The following is a 13,980-nucleotide window of genomic DNA, read 5'->3' as shown; positions in this document are numbered from 1 at the left end:
GGGTGCGTCAGCCGTTCGACGGGAAGCCGAGGTTGATGCCGCCGTGCGAGGGATCCAACCACCGGGAGGTGACGGCCTTCTGCCGGGTGAAGAAGCTCACGCCGTCGGTGCCGTACGCCTTGTGGTCGCCGAACAGCGAGTTCTTCCACCCGCCGAACGAGTAGTACGCGACGGGCACCGGGATGGGGACGTTGATGCCGATCATGCCGACCTGCACGTCGCGCTGGAACCGACGAGCGGCGCCGCCGTCGTTGGTGAAGATCGCCGTGCCGTTGCCGAACGCGCCCGAGTTGATCAGCTCGAGGCCTTCCTCGTAGGACTGCACGCGGACGACGGAGAGCACGGGTCCGAAGATCTCCTCGGTGTACACCCGGCTCGTCGTCGGAACCTTGTCGATCAGCGTCGGGCCGAGCCAGAAGCCGTTCTCGTCGCCGTCGGGTCGGACGGTGCGGCCGTCCACCACGACCTCCGCACCGTCCTGCTCGGCGACCTCGATGTACGAGGCGACCTTGTCGCGGTGCTGCTTCGTCACGAGCGGACCCATGTCGCAGCCACGACGCCCGTCCCCGATCCGCAGCGTCGCCGCACGTTCCGTGATCTTCTCGATGAGCTCGTCAGCGACCGGCTCGACGGCGACGACGACCGAGATCGCCATGCACCGCTCACCCGCGGAGCCGAAGCCCGCGTTGATGGCGTTGTCCGCGACGAGGTCGAGATCGGCGTCGGGCAGCACCAGCATGTGGTTCTTCGCACCGCCGAGGGCCTGCACGCGCTTGCCGTGCTTCGTGCCGGTCTCGTACACGTACTGTGCGATCGGCGTCGACCCGACGAACGAGATCGACTCCACGTCCGGGCTGGTCAGCAGCCCGTCGACGCTCAGCTTGTCGCCGTTGAGGACGTTGAACACGCCGTCCGGCAGGCCCGCCTCCTGGAACTTCGCGGCCAGCCAGATCGCGGCCGACGGGTCCTTCTCACTCGGCTTGAGCACGACGGTGTTGCCGGCCGCGATCGCGATCGGCAGGAACCACAGCGGCACCATCGCCGGGAAGTTGAACGGCGAGATGATCCCGACGACACCGAGCGGCTGCCGGATCGAGTAGACGTCGATGCCCGTCGACACCTGGTCGGAGAACTCGCCCTTCATCAGCGACGGGATGTTCGTCGCCAGCTCGACCACCTCTTGCCCACGGGCGATCTCACCGAGCGCGTCGTCGATGACCTTGCCGTGCTCGCTCGTGATGATCTCGGCGAGCTCGGCCTTGTCACGGTTGAGGATCTCCCGGAACGCGAACAGGATCTGCTGGCGCTTCGACAGCGACAGGTTGCTCCACGCCGGGAACGCTGCCTTGGCACTCGCGATCGCCGCCTGGATCTCGGACTCGTCGGCCAGGGCGACCTGCTTCGTCGCGACGCCCAGCGCCGGGTCGAACACGGGAGCGGTGTTGCCCGAGGTGGAGGCGACGTGCGCGCCGTCGATCCAGTGCCCGACCGTCGTGGTGGTCTGCTCCGTGGTGGTCATGCGTTGCTTCCTTCCGGGATGGACGAGTCCATGGTGGTGGCGTCGGCGTACTGCGTGTCGCGGTCGCGAGGATCTGTGGACGACCCGACCCGGGCCTCCAGGCTGTGGACGGACGCCGATGCGGCGCCTGCCGTCGGGTCTGCGCTGTGGACGAGTCCGGCGGCCACGTCGACCGCGGCGGCGACGTCACCGTCCTGCGGGTAGAGCAGGGTCCGTCCGACGACGAGCCCGCGGACGCCCGGCAGGGCGAGCGCGTCGGCCCACTTCGCGTAGGTCTCCGTGGGACGCGACGCGGGGTCACCGCCGAGCAGGAGCGTCGGGAGGGTCGTGGCCGCCATGACCCGCGCCATGTCGTCGACGACGGGGATCTTCAACCAGCTGTAGGCGCTGGACTCGCCGAGACCCGATGCGATGGCCATCGAGGTGATGACCGCGTCGGCCGTGAGGTCGTTGACGACCTTCCCGTCGCGCCACGACGACATGAACGGCTCGAGCATGATCGGCAGCCGGAGTGCGGCGGCCTCGCTCACGGCGCGGGCGGTGGCCTCGAGGGTCGGAGCGGTGCCGGCGTCCTCGAGCGCGATCCGGACGAGGAGCTTCGCGAAGTCCAGCCCGTCGTCCTTGATGGCGCGTGCCGAGTAGGCCGTGTAGCGGTCGTCCATCTCGAACGTCGCCCCGCGCAGGCCGCCGCGGTTCATCGAGCCGACCACGACCTTGTCGTCGAGGGCGCCGAGGAGCGCGAGGTCCTCGATGACGTCGGGCGTCCCGAGCACCCCGTCGACGCCGGGGCGGCCGAGGGCGACGACGAGGCGTTCGAGGAGGTCGTACCGGTCAGCCATCGCGGATGCGTCGTCGCGGACGGCGAGGGCCCCGCGGGCGGGGTGGTCGGCGGCGACGATGAACAGCTTGCCGTCCTCGGCGAGCAGGTCACGCTTCCGACGGGCGTGCAGCGTCCGCTGGACGACCTCGGGCTGGGCGGCGCGGACGTCACGGAGACGCTCGAAGTCGGCGGTGGTGAGCTCAGGCATCGGCCGTCTCCTCGGTGTGCGACGCGGTGGTGTGCGATGCGGTGGTGTGCAGGGTGCTCTCCGCCGGGTTCGACGCGATGAACCGCTCGATCTCGTCACTCGTCGGCATGGCGGTGGAGCACTCGAACCGGGTGGCGACGATCGCGCCGGCGGCGTTCGCGAACGCGAGGATCCGCCCGAGGTCCCAGCCCTCGAGCAGACCGTGGGTCAGTGCGCCACCGAAGCCGTCGCCGGAGCCGAGGCCGTTCACGACGTCGATCGTGTGCGGTCGGAACTCGACGACCTCGTCGCGGGTCTTCGCGAGCACACCCCTCGGGCCCTGCTTCACGACCGCGATCTCGACACCGCGCTCGAGCAGGGCGTCGGCTGCGCGGACCGGGTCGGTCTCCCCCACCGCGACCTCGCACTCCTCGCGGTTGCCGACCGCGACCGTGGCGTGTTCGAGGGCGACCGCGACCTCGCGGGTCGCGGCCTCGGGCGATGACCAGAACATCGCCCGGTAGTCGAGGTCGAGCACGGTGTGCTGCTTCGTCTCGGCCGTGGACGCGCTCCGCGCCGCGAGCGCGACGTGGTGGGCGTGCCGACTCGGCTCCTCGCTGAGGCCCGTCACGGTGGTCCAGAAGATCCTCGCCCGCTCGATCTCGTGCAGTGGGAGGGACTTCGCGGTGATCATGAGGTCCGGCGCCTTGGGCGCGCGGTAGAAGTACAGCGGGAAGTCGTCCGGCGGGAAGATCTCACAGAACGCGACGGGGGTGTTCAGCCCGTCCACGGTATCGACGAAGTCGTTCGCGACGCCGAACTCCGGCAGGGTCCGGGCGATGTAGCGGCCGAACGGGTCGTTGCCCGTCCGGGTGATCACGGCGGTGTCCGCACCGTGTCGGGCCGCGGCGATCGCGACGTTCGTCGCGCTCCCGCCGACGGACTTCGAGAAGGTCGGGACGTCCTCGAGCGGGCCGGTCTGCTGGGGGTAGACGTCGACGCTGACGCGTCCCATCGTGATCACGTCGTAGGCGTGCGGTGCTTCGTGCGTCATGCGACGGGATGGACCTTCCGTGCGGCTTCATCGGCGGACGATGACGACTGTACACCCCGTTTGCCCTAATGTCATTACATAACTGGTGCGTCGGTTTCGGTGCGTTTGTCGCGGTGCGTCCGTCGCGGTGCGTCCGTCGCGCTCCCGGCCTGGAGGCGCGGTGTCGGTGGCTCCTGCAAGGGTCGCGTCATGCAGATCCTCGCCCTGGTCATCGGTCTCGTCATCGGCCTGGCCGTCGGTGTCGTCCTCGCCTGGGCGCTCGTCCGCTCGCGCGCCGGTGTCGACGCCGCCGCCGCGCACGCCACGGCGGACGCGCTCCGCGCACAGCTCGACACCGTCCGGGCCGATGCCGAGGAACGGCTCGACGCGCAGGACACGCAGTACCGCCGGCAGGTCGACTCGCTCGAGCGCCGGGCAGCCGAGCTCGAGCACCTCGTGCAGCGGATGCACGGGGCCGATGCGGCGCGGAACGAGAACGAGTCGAAGGTCCTCTCGGCGCTGAGCCCGGTGGCGCAGACGCTCGACGTCATGCGCGCCAAGATCGCCGAGCTCGAGCAGTCCCGGAGCGAGCAGTACGGGGCGCTCTCCGCGCAGCTGCGGTCGGCTGCGGAGTCCGAGGAGCGCCTCCGCGCCACGGCGGACACGCTCGCGAGCGCGCTCTCCTCGAACAGCACGCGCGGCGTGTGGGGCGAGACGCAGCTCCGGAACGTGGTCGAGGCCGCCGGTCTCCTCGAACGGGTCGACTTCGACGTGCAGTCCTCGGTCACGACGTCCGCCGGGGCCGCGCGCCCGGACATGGTCGTGCACCTGCCCGGCGGCAAGACCATCGCCGTCGACGCGAAGGTGCCGTTCAGCGCCTACCTGCAGGCGGCCGAGATCCCCGCGACCGCCACCGGGGCCGAGGGCGCCCGGCGCGACCAGCTCCTGCAGCAGCACGTGCGGGCACTCCGGGCGCACGTGGACGCCCTCGCAGCGCGGGAGTACTGGTCCGGGTACGACGCGTCACCCGAGCTGACCGTGGCGTTCATCCCGTCCGAGTCGCTCATCGCGAGCGCCCTCGCGGCGGACCCGGGGCTGCTCGACCACGCCTTCCGCAAGCGGGTGGCGCTCGCCTCGCCGGTGACACTGTGGTCGGTGCTCAAGACGGTGGCGTTCTCGTGGCAGCAGGACGTCGTCACCGCCGAGGCCCGTGAGCTCTTCCGGGTGTCGCGCGAGCTCTACGGACGCCTGTCGACGCTCGCAGGTCACGTGGACAAGCTCGGTCGTGCCATCCGCGGCACCGTCGTCGACTACAACCGCTTCGTGGGGTCGCTCGAACGGCAGGTGCTGCCGAGCGCCCGGCGGCTGTCCCTGCTCGACGAGTCGAAGGTCATCGCCGATCCCGCGACGATCGACGACGAGCCGCGGCTGCTCACTGCACCCGAGCTCGTCGGCGCCCTCGACGACGACTGACCCGGCGATGCTCACACACGGCGTCGAACCGTGAATGCGACATCGAACAGACCCCGTTCGGGAGTTCGATGTCGCACACGTGGTTCGACCGGCACCGGCCGGGCCGAGCGGCCGGCCCGGGTCGGCAGCGTCAGCGTCAGCGGATCAGAACCACTTCTCGGCGCGGTGGTCGGCCTGGATGCGACGGATCGTGTTCGACCGGCTCCGGAGCACGAGCGAGTCCGTGTGGATGACACCGCGCGAACGGCGCACACCGTCGACGAGGACACCGTCGGTGACACCCGTCGCGACGAAGAACGTGTTGTCGCCCGTGACGAGGTCGTCCTGGTCGAGGACCTTGTCGAGGTCGTGCCCGGCGGCGATCGCCTTGTCGCGCTCCTCGTCGTCCTTGGGCTGCAGCTTCCCGAGGATCACGCCACCGAGGGCCTTGATCGCGCACGCGGTGATGATGCCCTCCGGGGTACCTCCGACACCGACGCACATGTCGATCTTCGACCCCGGCAGCGCCGCCGAGATCCCGCCCGCGACGTCACCGTCGAGCAGCAGCCGGGTCCCGGCTCCCGTGGCGCGGATCGCACGGATCAGCTCGTCGTGACGGGGACGGTCGAGGACGGCGATCTGCATGTCCTCGATGTCCTTGTGCTTCGCCTTCGCCAGCGCCCGGATGTTCTCACCGATCGGCTTCTCGAGGTCGAGGACCCCGCGCCCCTCGGGTCCGGCGGCGATCTTGTCCATGTAGAACACCGCCGACGGGTCGTACATCGAGCCGCGGTCCGAGACGGCCATCACCGAGATCGCGTTCTGGCGTCCGGCGGCGGTCAGCGACGTGCCGTCGATCGGGTCGACCGCGATGTCGCAGGCCGGACCGTGGCCGTTGCCGACGTGCTCACCGTTGTAGAGCATCGGGGCGTTGTCCTTCTCGCCCTCACCGATCACGACGACGCCGTCGAAGTTCACCGTGCCGAGGAACTTCCGCATCGCGTCCACTGCGGCACCGTCGGCGAGGTTCTTCTCACCACGCCCGACCCACGGCTGCGCACGGATCGCTGCGGCCTCCGTCGCACGGACGAGTTCGAGCGCGAGGTTGCGGTCGGGCTGGAGGAACAGGGAGCCGGTCTCAGTCGTGGGAGTCACGCTCCCAGCGTACCGACGGCACGCCGCAAGGCGGGCCGGTCAGGGAAGCAGTGGACGCATGTGCAGCGCGACGGATCCGGCCCTCGTAACGGGCACCGAGCCTCCAGGGCTTCTGACTAGGCTCGGCGGGGAACCACCACGTCGAAGGAGATCGCAGTGCCCATCGCAACGCCGGAACAGTACGCCGAGATGCTCGAACGAGCGAAGGCCGGCAAGTTCGCCTACCCCGCGGTCAACGTCTCGTCGTCGCAGACGATCAACGCGGTCCTCCAGGGGCTCCAGGAGGCCGGCTCCGACGGCATCCTCCAGGTCACCACCGGTGGTGCGGACTACTTCGCGGGCCACACGGTCAAGAACCGCGCAGCAGGTGCCCTCGCGATGGCGAAGTTCGCGCACGAGGTCGCGAAGAACTACGACATCACGGTCGCCCTCCACACCGACCACTGCCCGAAGGACGCGCTCGACGGCTTCGTCCTCCCGCTCATCGCGGCGAGCGAGGAAGAGGTCCGCCAGGGACGCAACCCGATCTTCCAGTCGCACATGTGGGACGGTTCCGCGGTGCCGCTCGACGAGAACATCGAGATCGCGAAGACGATGATCGCGAAGACGCGGAACATCAACGCCATCCTCGAGGTCGAGATCGGCGTCGTCGGCGGCGAGGAGGACGGCGTCCAGCACGAGGGCACGAACGATGCGCTCTACACGACCCCGAACGACGTCGAGAAGGTCGTCGAGGCACTCGGCCTCGGTGACCAGGGCCGCTGGATCGCCGCGCTCACCTTCGGCAACGTCCACGGCGTCTACAAGCCCGGCAACGTCAAGCTCCGTCCGGAACTCCTCGGCGAGATCCAGGCCGCGATCGCCGAGAAGCACGGCACCGGCGAGAACCCGCTCGACCTCGTCTTCCACGGCGGCTCGGGCTCGACCGACGACGAGATCCACGAGGCCGTGCGCAACGGCGTCATCAAGATGAACATCGACACGGACACGCAGTACGCGTTCACCCGGTCGATCGCCGACTCCATGTTCCGCAACTACGACGGTGTGCTGAAGATCGACGGCGAGGTCGGCAACAAGAAGCAGTACGACCCGCGTGCCTGGGGCAAGGTCGCCGAGACCGCCATGGCCGCCCGCGTCGGCGAGGCCGCCAAGGTGCTCGGCTCCGCCGGCCACACCAAGGGCTGATCCGGCAGACACCAGCCGGGAGGAACGGGGCGCGTCCGACGGACGCGCCCCGTTGCACGTCCGGTCCCGCCTGGCCACGGCGGGCAAGGCACCGTGCCACGATGGTCGGGTGACCGCCGACGCCATCGCCTCCGAGTTCGCCCAGTACGTCATCGAGTCCCCCACCGCGTTCCACGCGGCCGCCGTGGCGCGGGACCGGCTCGTGGAGGCAGGGTTCACCGAGCTGTCGGAACTCGACGCGTGGCCGACCGACCCGGGCGCCTACGTCGTCGTCCGCGACGGTGCCGTGATCGCCTGGCGGCTCCCCGAGAGCGCGACCGCGACGACGCCGTTCCGCATCCTCGGGGCGCACACCGACTCCCCGACCTTCCGGGTGAAGCCGAACCCGGCGGTGCGGACGCTCGGTTGGGAGCAGCTGAACGTCGAGGTCTACGGGGGCGCACTCCTGTCGACGTGGTTCGACCGGGACCTCGCGATCGCCGGCCGGGTGGTCGACGCCGACGGCACGGTGCGGCTCGTGTCGACCGGCGCCGTCGCCCGCATCCCGAACCTCGCGATCCACCTCGACCGCGGCGTGAACGACGGCAAGGAGATCGACCGGCAGCGCCACACGATCCCGGTGGTCGGCACCGGCGGCGACGTCGGCGGGACCGACGTCCTCGCGTGGCTCCGTGGCCAGGTCGGCGACGAGGCGGTCTCAGGGGACCTCTTCCTCGCGGACACGCAGGCGCCGGCGCGGATCGGCATCGCCGGGGAGTTCCTGGCGTCCGGCCGGATGGACAACCTCACGAGTGTGCACGCCGGGCTCCTCGGGGTCATCGCTGCTCCGTCCGACGCCGAGCACATCCCCGTGTTCGCCGCGTTCGACCACGAGGAGATCGGGTCCTCGACGCCGTCGGGTGCCGGTGGACCGTTCCTCGAGGACGTCCTCGGCCGGGTGCAGGAAGGCCTCGGTGCGAACCGGTCCGACGCCGCTCGAGCGTTCCGCGCATCGTGGCTGCTGTCGAGCGACGCCGGGCACCTCGTGCACCCGAACCAGCCGGAGAAGCACGACCCGACGAACCGACCGCGGCCGGGCGGCGGTCCGCTCCTGAAGATCAGCGCGAACCAGCGCTACATGACCGAGGCGAAGGGCGAAGCGGTCTTCGCGGCGGCGTGCGAGCAGGCAGGCGTCGAGTACCAGCCGTTCGTGAACGTCAACACCATCCCGGGAGGCTCGACCATCGGTCCGATCGCGGCGACCCGGCTCGGCATCCCGACGATCGACATCGGCGTCGGGCTCCTGTCGATGCACTCGGTCCGCGAGCTCGTGCACGTCGACGACCTCGCTGCGCTGCACGGCGCGGTCGCCGCCTTCCTCGCCGGCTGAGCGCGCCGGACGGCACCGTTGGGCCGTCCGAGGTCGAACCACGTTCCCGACGTCGAACCGATCCGACGGCCCGGTTCGACGTCGGGACCGTGGTTCGACGCGCTCAGGCGCCGTCGCCGGACTCGACGCGCTCCGCCGTCGCCGGACTCGACGCGCTCCGCCGTCGCCGGACTCGACGCGCTCCGGCGCCGCCACACTCGACGTGCTCAGGCGCCGCCGCACCGAACGCTCAGGCGCCGCCGGACTGGCGGAGCACCGCTTCGACGAACCGCGGGTCCTGCATCACCACGACGAGGAACGCGGTGACGCTGACCGCGGTCGACACGACACCGCCGAGCAGCGGCACCCAGAACGTCCAGCGACGCGCGCGGAGCCGACGGATCGACCACCAGAGCGTGAGCGCGAAGAGCACCACACCGGAGACGGCTCCGACGATCGCCGCGGTGGTCAGCGCCGAAGGGTCGGAGAAGGTCGTGTAGCGCTGCTCGAAGGTCTGGCGGACGGCGGAGGCGACCTGCCCGACCGAGAGCGACTGCAGCACCGACCAGAGTCCGAGGACGAGCAGACCCACGGTGGCGCCGAAGTCGAGGGGTGACCGTCCGAAGCGGCTCGACGGAGCGGCTCCGGCGATCCCGTCGCCCGGACGCCCGTCACCGCGCCAGCCCGCACCGTGGTGCCCCGGACCGTCGTGCCCGACGCCGGAGTGCTCGACGCGAGGGCGTCCGCTGGCCGGACCGTTCCGACCGGACGCCGTGCTGGCCTCGCGCGCCGCCTGCTCAGGGAGTGCCCGGGACGCCGCCTCGCGCTCCTGCCGTTCCTGCTCGACGAGGACCGGGTTCACCCAACCCTCGGGCGCGTACTCGCCGTACTGCGGAGCAGGCGTGCCGTGGACGCGACCCGCTGCCGGCGCGACGGCCGACGTGACGGGGCCGCGCCGCGCCTCCAGAGCGTCCGCTGCGCTGCCGTCCGTTGCCCTGTCGCCCGCCGGGCGAGCGTCCGACGGATCGTGCGCCGGCGTCGAGGACCAGTCGCCGCTCATGCGCGCCGCCCGCCCAGCGCACGCGTCGGTCTACCTGCCGCATCGGTCCGGAGTTCCTTCGGCAGCGAGAACATGAGGTCCTCGTGCGCGGTCACGACCTCTTCGACGGCACCGTAACCGGCGTCGGCGAGCTGCTCGAGCACCTCGGTCACGAGCTCCTCGGGCACGGAGGCGCCGCTCGTCACCCCGACGGTCGCCACGCCGTCCAGCCAGTCCTGCTGGATCTCCTCCGCGTAGTCGATGCGGTGCGCGGCCGCGGCACCGTGCTCGAGCGCGACCTCGACCAGGCGGACGCTGTTCGACGAGTTCGCGGACCCGACGACGATCACGAGGTCGGCTGCGGGTGCGACCTTCTTGATCGCGACCTGCCGGTTCTGCGTGGCGTAGCAGATGTCGTCCGACGGCGGGTCCTGGATGGTCGGGAACTTCTCGCGGAGCAGGCGCACCGTCTCCATCGTCTCGTCGACGCTCAGCGTGGTCTGCGAGAGCCAGACGAGGTTGTCGGGGTCGGGCACCTCGAGCGCGGCGACGTCCGCCGGACCGTTGACGAGGATCGTGCGGTCGGGGGCGTGGCCCATCGTGCCCTCGACCTCTTCGTGGCCCTCGTGCCCGATGAGGACGATCGTGCGGTCCGCCTTCGCAAAGCGCGTGGCCTCGCGGTGGACCTTCGTCACGAGCGGGCACGTGGCGTCGATCGCGTGGAGGTCGCGCTCGGCGGCGCCGGCGACGACCGCCGGGGACACCCCGTGCGCGCTGAACACCACGTGGGCACCGCGCGGGACCTCGGTGACGTCGTCGACGAACACCGCCCCGCGCTGCTCGAGCGTCGACACGACGTGGACGTTGTGGACGATCTGCTTCCGGACGTAGACGGGCTCGCCGTACTGCTCGAGCGCCTGCTCCACGGCGACCACCGCCCGGTCGACGCCCGCGCAGTACCCGCGCGGCGCGGCAAGCAGCACCTTCTTGGCGCCCGCGACCGGTTCGTCCCGCAGCCGCCCGCGCGCCGCGTGCACCCGCGGCGGGGCGAGGGGGACCGTGTGGCCGTTGGTGATCGTCACGTCCCCGATGATAGGTGAGCGGCACCCGCACGACCTGGGCGCGACCAACCCTGTGGAGAACTCCCCGCGGCGCGGTGCGACCGACCGTGTCACCGGTCTGCGGCAGCATGGGTGTCCCGCGTTCGGAAGGAGCGACATGGCGATCGAACAGGGCCCGCCGACGGCCGACAACCCCTGGCCCGTCGCGCTGCTCGGCGCCAAGCTCCGGGACTGGATCGACCGCCTCGGCACCGCCTGGGTCGAGGGCGAGATCACGCAGTGGAACGTCGCCGGCGGCAACGTCTACGGCAAGCTCAAGGACGTCGAGGTCGACGCGACCGTGTCGTTCTCCATCTGGTCGAGCGTGCGCTCCCGGGTGCCGGCCGACCTCAAGCAGGGCGACCGGGTCGTCGCGGCCGTCAAGCCGAACTACTGGGTCAAGGGCGGCTCGCTCACGATGCAGGTCGTCGAGATGAAGCACGTCGGGCTCGGCGACCTGCTCGAGCGGCTCGAACGGCTCCGCCGCACCCTCGCGGCCGAGGGCTTGTTCGACCCGTCCCGGAAGAAGCGGCTGCCGTTCCTCCCGCACCGGATCGGCCTGATCACCGGCAAGGACTCCGACGCCGAGAAGGACGTCAAGCGCAACGCGCAGCTCCGCTGGCCGCAGGTCGAGTTCCGCACGGTGCACACCGCGGTCCAGGGCGAACGGACCGTGGGCGAGGTCACGGCCGCGATCCTCGAGCTCGACGCCGACCCGACCGTCGACGTGATCGTCATCGCTCGCGGCGGTGGCGACTTCCAGAACCTCCTCGGGTTCAGCGACGAGACGCTCGTGCGCACCGCGGCCGCGGCCGCCACTCCGATCGTGTCCGCGATCGGGCACGAGGCCGACCGCCCGATCCTCGACGAGGTCGCGGACCTCCGCGCATCGACCCCGACCGACGCGGCGAAGCGGGTCGTGCCCGACGTCGCCGAGGAGCTCGCGAACGTCCGGCAGGCACGTGCCCGGCTCGGCCTGCGGCTCTCGCACACGCTCTCGGTCGAGGCCGACCGGATCGCGGCCCTCCGCTCGCGTCCGGCACTCGCGTCGACCGCGTGGCTCGTCGACACCCGCGCGGAGGAGGTGGCGCGCGACCTCTCCCGCGCCCGCGAGCTCCTGGACCGCCGACTCGAACGCTCCCACGCCGACGTCGGTCACCTGACGGCACGGCTCCGCGCACTGTCGCCGCGCGACACACTGCGCCGCGGGTACGCGATCGTGCAGACCGCGGACGGCGGCGTGGTGCGTGCTTCGGAGGACCTCCACGGAGCCACACCGGTGCACGTCACGCTCGGGGCGGGCACGGCCACCGGGACGCTCGAGCCCGACGGGCCCGGTCCCGACGGCTCGGTCTGACGGCCGACCAGGAGGCACGGCGCGCGTCCGCCCCGCGACGCCGGTCCTCCACAGGTGCAGTCCGGTGCGTGCGCCTCCACAACCTCCAGCCTCGCGACGCCGCGTCGGTGGGTGCTCGGTAGGATCGTGGTGTGTCATCCCAGCAGGAACCCGAGCAGGTCGTCGACGTCGCCACGCTGAGCTACGAGGCCGCGCGCGACGAACTCGTCCGCGTCGTCGCCGAGCTCGAGCAGGGCTCCGCGACGCTCGAGCGTTCCCTCGGGCTGTGGGAGCGGGGCGAGGCCCTCGCCGCCCGGTGCGAGGAGTGGCTGGTGGGCGCCCGCGCACGGCTCGACGCTGCTCGTGCCGCCTCGGACGAGCGCGGCGCCGCGGCGGACGGTGGTGACGCCCGATGACCGACGCTGACGGACGGCCCATCGTCGCCGAGCTCGGTCGCGCCGAGACCCCGGAGGAGACCTGGGCACGCAAGGACGCTGCGCGCACGGCTCGAAGGCAGCACCAGACGGCGTTCAACCTGGTCATCGCGATGATCGCGTCGCTCGGGATCGTCCTGTTCCTCGTGGCGGTCGTCGTCCGACCGGACACCCAGATCGTGGACCGCACCGTGGACTACCGGCAGGTCGCGGCCGATGCGAACGTCCGGGGCGTCGAGCTCGCCGCACCGACGCTGCCGAAAGGCTTCTCCGCGAACCGAGCCGACTGGACGGACAAGTCCGGCGACGGCGTCGACGTCTGGACGGTCGGCTTCCTGACGCCGGACAAGCAGTACATCGGGCTGCAGCAGGGCGTCGACGCGAACGCGTCGTGGGTGGCGAACCAGCTCGACCAGAAGCCCGCGACGGGTTCGACGACGATCGACGGCACGAAGTGGACCGTGTACGACCGTCGTGACGAGGGCAAGGACGCGGGCAACAACGCGTACGCGCTCGTGCAGACCACCGGCAAGTACACCTTCGTCCTCGCCGGCACCGCCGACGACGCCTCGTTCCGCACGCTCGCGACCGCCGTGTCCGAGCAGTTCGCGGACCGGTGACCACCGCCACCCACCCCTGACCGACCGCAGCACACCGAGGAGCCCCATGCCCGACCGCGCCGCCTCCACTCCGTCCGACGCCCTCCGACTGCTCGTCGAGGGCAACGCGCGGTTCGCCTCAGACAAGCGTCGGACCGGTCGAGTCGACCCCGACCGCCGCTCGGAGCTCACCGGGTCACAGGCACCGTTCGCGACCGTCCTCGGGTGCTCCGACTCGCGCGTGCCGTTCGAGCACGTGTTCGACGCGGGCATCGGCGACCTCTTCGCCATCCGCAACGCCGGTCAGATCGTCGACGACGTGGTCCTCGGCTCGATCGAGTTCGCGGTCGTCGCCCTCGGCACACCGCTCGTCGTCGTCCTCCGCCACACCCGCTGCGGTGCGGTCGCGGCCGCCCGCTCGGGCGAGCCGGTGCCCGCCCCGCACCTGCAGTCACTCGTCGACGCCATCGCCCCGAGCGTCGAGAAGGTCCGTGCGAGCGACGCCGAGCTCCCGCAGGAGGCGATCGGCGCCGCCCACCTCGAGCACACCCTCGCGCAGGTCCTCGAGCGGTCGGGCGCCGTGTCCGACGCCGTCGCCGAGGGTAGGTTGGCCGTCGTCGGGGCGACGTACGACCTGGCCTCGGGCGAGGTCACGATCGACACCGTCGTGGGCGAAGCCTGAACAGGGCAGGGCCCGGTCCGTGCCTGACCGGCACGACGCAACCCCCCGGCACGACACGTTCGGCACGACGGCGACCAGCCGCCACGACCGA

At 71.1% G+C, this 13,980-nt stretch carries 13 protein-coding genes; 7 read left to right on the top strand and 6 right to left on the bottom strand.

Features of this window, described 5'->3' with window-relative positions; all coding sequences use genetic code 11:
• Positions 1-7: 7 nt before the first annotated feature.
• From ABC270_RS05925 to iolC, 3 genes are read right to left on the bottom strand one after another with little or no spacing between them, the layout of a single operon-like run.
• Positions 8-1,519, bottom strand: a complete 1,512-nt coding sequence (locus tag ABC270_RS05925; protein ID WP_412879937.1) for a CoA-acylating methylmalonate-semialdehyde dehydrogenase — start codon at positions 1,517-1,519, stop codon at positions 8-10.
• On the bottom strand, positions 1,516-2,547 hold the full coding sequence (locus ABC270_RS05920; RefSeq protein ID WP_412879936.1) for a class I fructose-bisphosphate aldolase: 1,032 nt from the start codon (positions 2,545-2,547) through the stop codon (positions 1,516-1,518). The genes ABC270_RS05925 and ABC270_RS05920 overlap by 4 nt, the downstream gene beginning before the upstream one ends.
• The gene (gene iolC, locus ABC270_RS05915; RefSeq protein WP_412879935.1) at positions 2,540-3,580 is read right to left on the bottom strand and encodes a 5-dehydro-2-deoxygluconokinase; all 1,041 of its coding nucleotides are present in this window, start codon (positions 3,578-3,580) and stop codon (positions 2,540-2,542) included. The genes ABC270_RS05920 and iolC overlap by 8 nt, the downstream gene beginning before the upstream one ends.
• 189 nt (positions 3,581-3,769) lie before the next feature.
• Here iolC and ABC270_RS05910 point away from each other — a divergent pair, with 189 nt between their 5' ends.
• On the top strand, positions 3,770-5,032 hold the full coding sequence (locus ABC270_RS05910) for a DNA recombination protein RmuC (protein ID WP_412879934.1): 1,263 nt from the start codon (positions 3,770-3,772) through the stop codon (positions 5,030-5,032).
• A gap of 144 nt (positions 5,033-5,176) precedes the next feature.
• Here ABC270_RS05910 and glpX read toward each other — a convergent pair whose 3' ends face one another.
• A complete protein-coding gene (glpX, locus tag ABC270_RS05905; RefSeq protein WP_412879933.1) occupies positions 5,177-6,166 on the bottom strand; it encodes a class II fructose-bisphosphatase in 990 nt (329 codons plus the stop codon).
• A gap of 156 nt (positions 6,167-6,322) precedes the next feature.
• On the opposite strand from glpX, the gene fbaA reads away from it, so the two are divergent.
• Complete coding sequence (gene fbaA / locus ABC270_RS05900) at positions 6,323-7,351, top strand: class II fructose-bisphosphate aldolase (protein WP_412879932.1); 1,029 nt, start codon at positions 6,323-6,325, stop codon at positions 7,349-7,351.
• Between the two features lie 109 nt (positions 7,352-7,460).
• On the top strand, positions 7,461-8,720 hold the full coding sequence (locus ABC270_RS05895) for a M18 family aminopeptidase (RefSeq protein ID WP_412879931.1): 1,260 nt from the start codon (positions 7,461-7,463) through the stop codon (positions 8,718-8,720).
• Positions 8,721-8,949: 229 nt separating this feature from the next.
• Here the strand turns inward: ABC270_RS05895 and ABC270_RS05890 are convergent, their stop codons facing one another.
• Positions 8,950-9,759 (bottom strand): DUF6264 family protein, encoded by an 810-nt coding sequence (locus tag ABC270_RS05890; RefSeq protein WP_412879930.1) that lies wholly within the window; start codon positions 9,757-9,759, stop codon positions 8,950-8,952.
• Complete coding sequence (locus ABC270_RS05885; protein WP_412879929.1) at positions 9,756-10,820, bottom strand: 4-hydroxy-3-methylbut-2-enyl diphosphate reductase; 1,065 nt, start codon at positions 10,818-10,820, stop codon at positions 9,756-9,758. The genes ABC270_RS05890 and ABC270_RS05885 overlap by 4 nt, the downstream gene beginning before the upstream one ends.
• A gap of 136 nt (positions 10,821-10,956) precedes the next feature.
• Here ABC270_RS05885 and xseA point away from each other — a divergent pair, with 136 nt between their 5' ends.
• The 4 genes from xseA to ABC270_RS05865 all read left to right on the top strand — a co-directional run bounded on the left by xseA (position 10,957) and on the right by ABC270_RS05865 (position 13,889).
• Positions 10,957-12,195, top strand: coding sequence for an exodeoxyribonuclease VII large subunit (gene xseA / locus ABC270_RS05880; RefSeq protein ID WP_412879928.1), 1,239 nt, complete (start codon positions 10,957-10,959; stop codon positions 12,193-12,195).
• A 131-nt stretch (positions 12,196-12,326) separates the two neighbouring features.
• Entirely contained in the window at positions 12,327-12,590 is a 264-nt protein-coding gene (locus ABC270_RS05875; protein WP_412879927.1) for an exodeoxyribonuclease VII small subunit, read from the top strand.
• Positions 12,587-13,228 carry a DUF4245 domain-containing protein gene (locus tag ABC270_RS05870; protein ID WP_412879926.1) on the top strand — a complete coding sequence of 214 codons (642 nt, stop codon included), beginning with the start codon at positions 12,587-12,589 and terminating at the stop codon, positions 13,226-13,228. Before ABC270_RS05875 ends, ABC270_RS05870 begins: the two co-directional genes overlap by 4 nt.
• A 46-nt stretch (positions 13,229-13,274) precedes the next feature.
• On the top strand, positions 13,275-13,889 hold the full coding sequence (locus ABC270_RS05865) for a carbonic anhydrase (RefSeq protein ID WP_412879925.1): 615 nt from the start codon (positions 13,275-13,277) through the stop codon (positions 13,887-13,889).
• Positions 13,890-13,980 lie beyond the last annotated feature (91 nt).

Origin of the sequence: Curtobacterium phoenicis, from assembly GCF_047238015.1 — a bacterium.
Taxonomy (GTDB): domain Bacteria; phylum Actinomycetota; class Actinomycetes; order Actinomycetales; family Microbacteriaceae; genus Curtobacterium.
The sequence above is the reverse complement of the archived record's forward strand: the minus strand, read 5'-3'. Positions and strand labels throughout refer to the sequence as shown.

Bases quoted from the DNA above. Each gene is read 5' to 3' on its own strand.
- ABC270_RS05925 (WP_412879937.1), bottom strand. From the start codon at position 1,519: ATGACCACCACGGAGCAGACCACCACGACGGTCGGGCACTGGATCGAC.
- ABC270_RS05920 (WP_412879936.1), bottom strand. From the start codon at position 2,547: ATGCCTGAGCTCACCACCGCCGACTTCGAGCGTCTCCGTGACGTCCGC.
- iolC (WP_412879935.1), bottom strand. From the start codon at position 3,580: ATGACGCACGAAGCACCGCACGCCTACGACGTGATCACGATGGGACGC.
- ABC270_RS05910 (WP_412879934.1), top strand. From the start codon at position 3,770: ATGCAGATCCTCGCCCTGGTCATCGGTCTCGTCATCGGCCTGGCCGTC.
- ABC270_RS05890 (WP_412879930.1), bottom strand. From the start codon at position 9,759: ATGAGCGGCGACTGGTCCTCGACGCCGGCGCACGATCCGTCGGACGCT.
- xseA (WP_412879928.1), top strand. From the start codon at position 10,957: ATGGCGATCGAACAGGGCCCGCCGACGGCCGACAACCCCTGGCCCGTC.
- ABC270_RS05870 (WP_412879926.1), top strand. From the start codon at position 12,587: ATGACCGACGCTGACGGACGGCCCATCGTCGCCGAGCTCGGTCGCGCC.
- ABC270_RS05865 (WP_412879925.1), top strand. From the start codon at position 13,275: ATGCCCGACCGCGCCGCCTCCACTCCGTCCGACGCCCTCCGACTGCTC.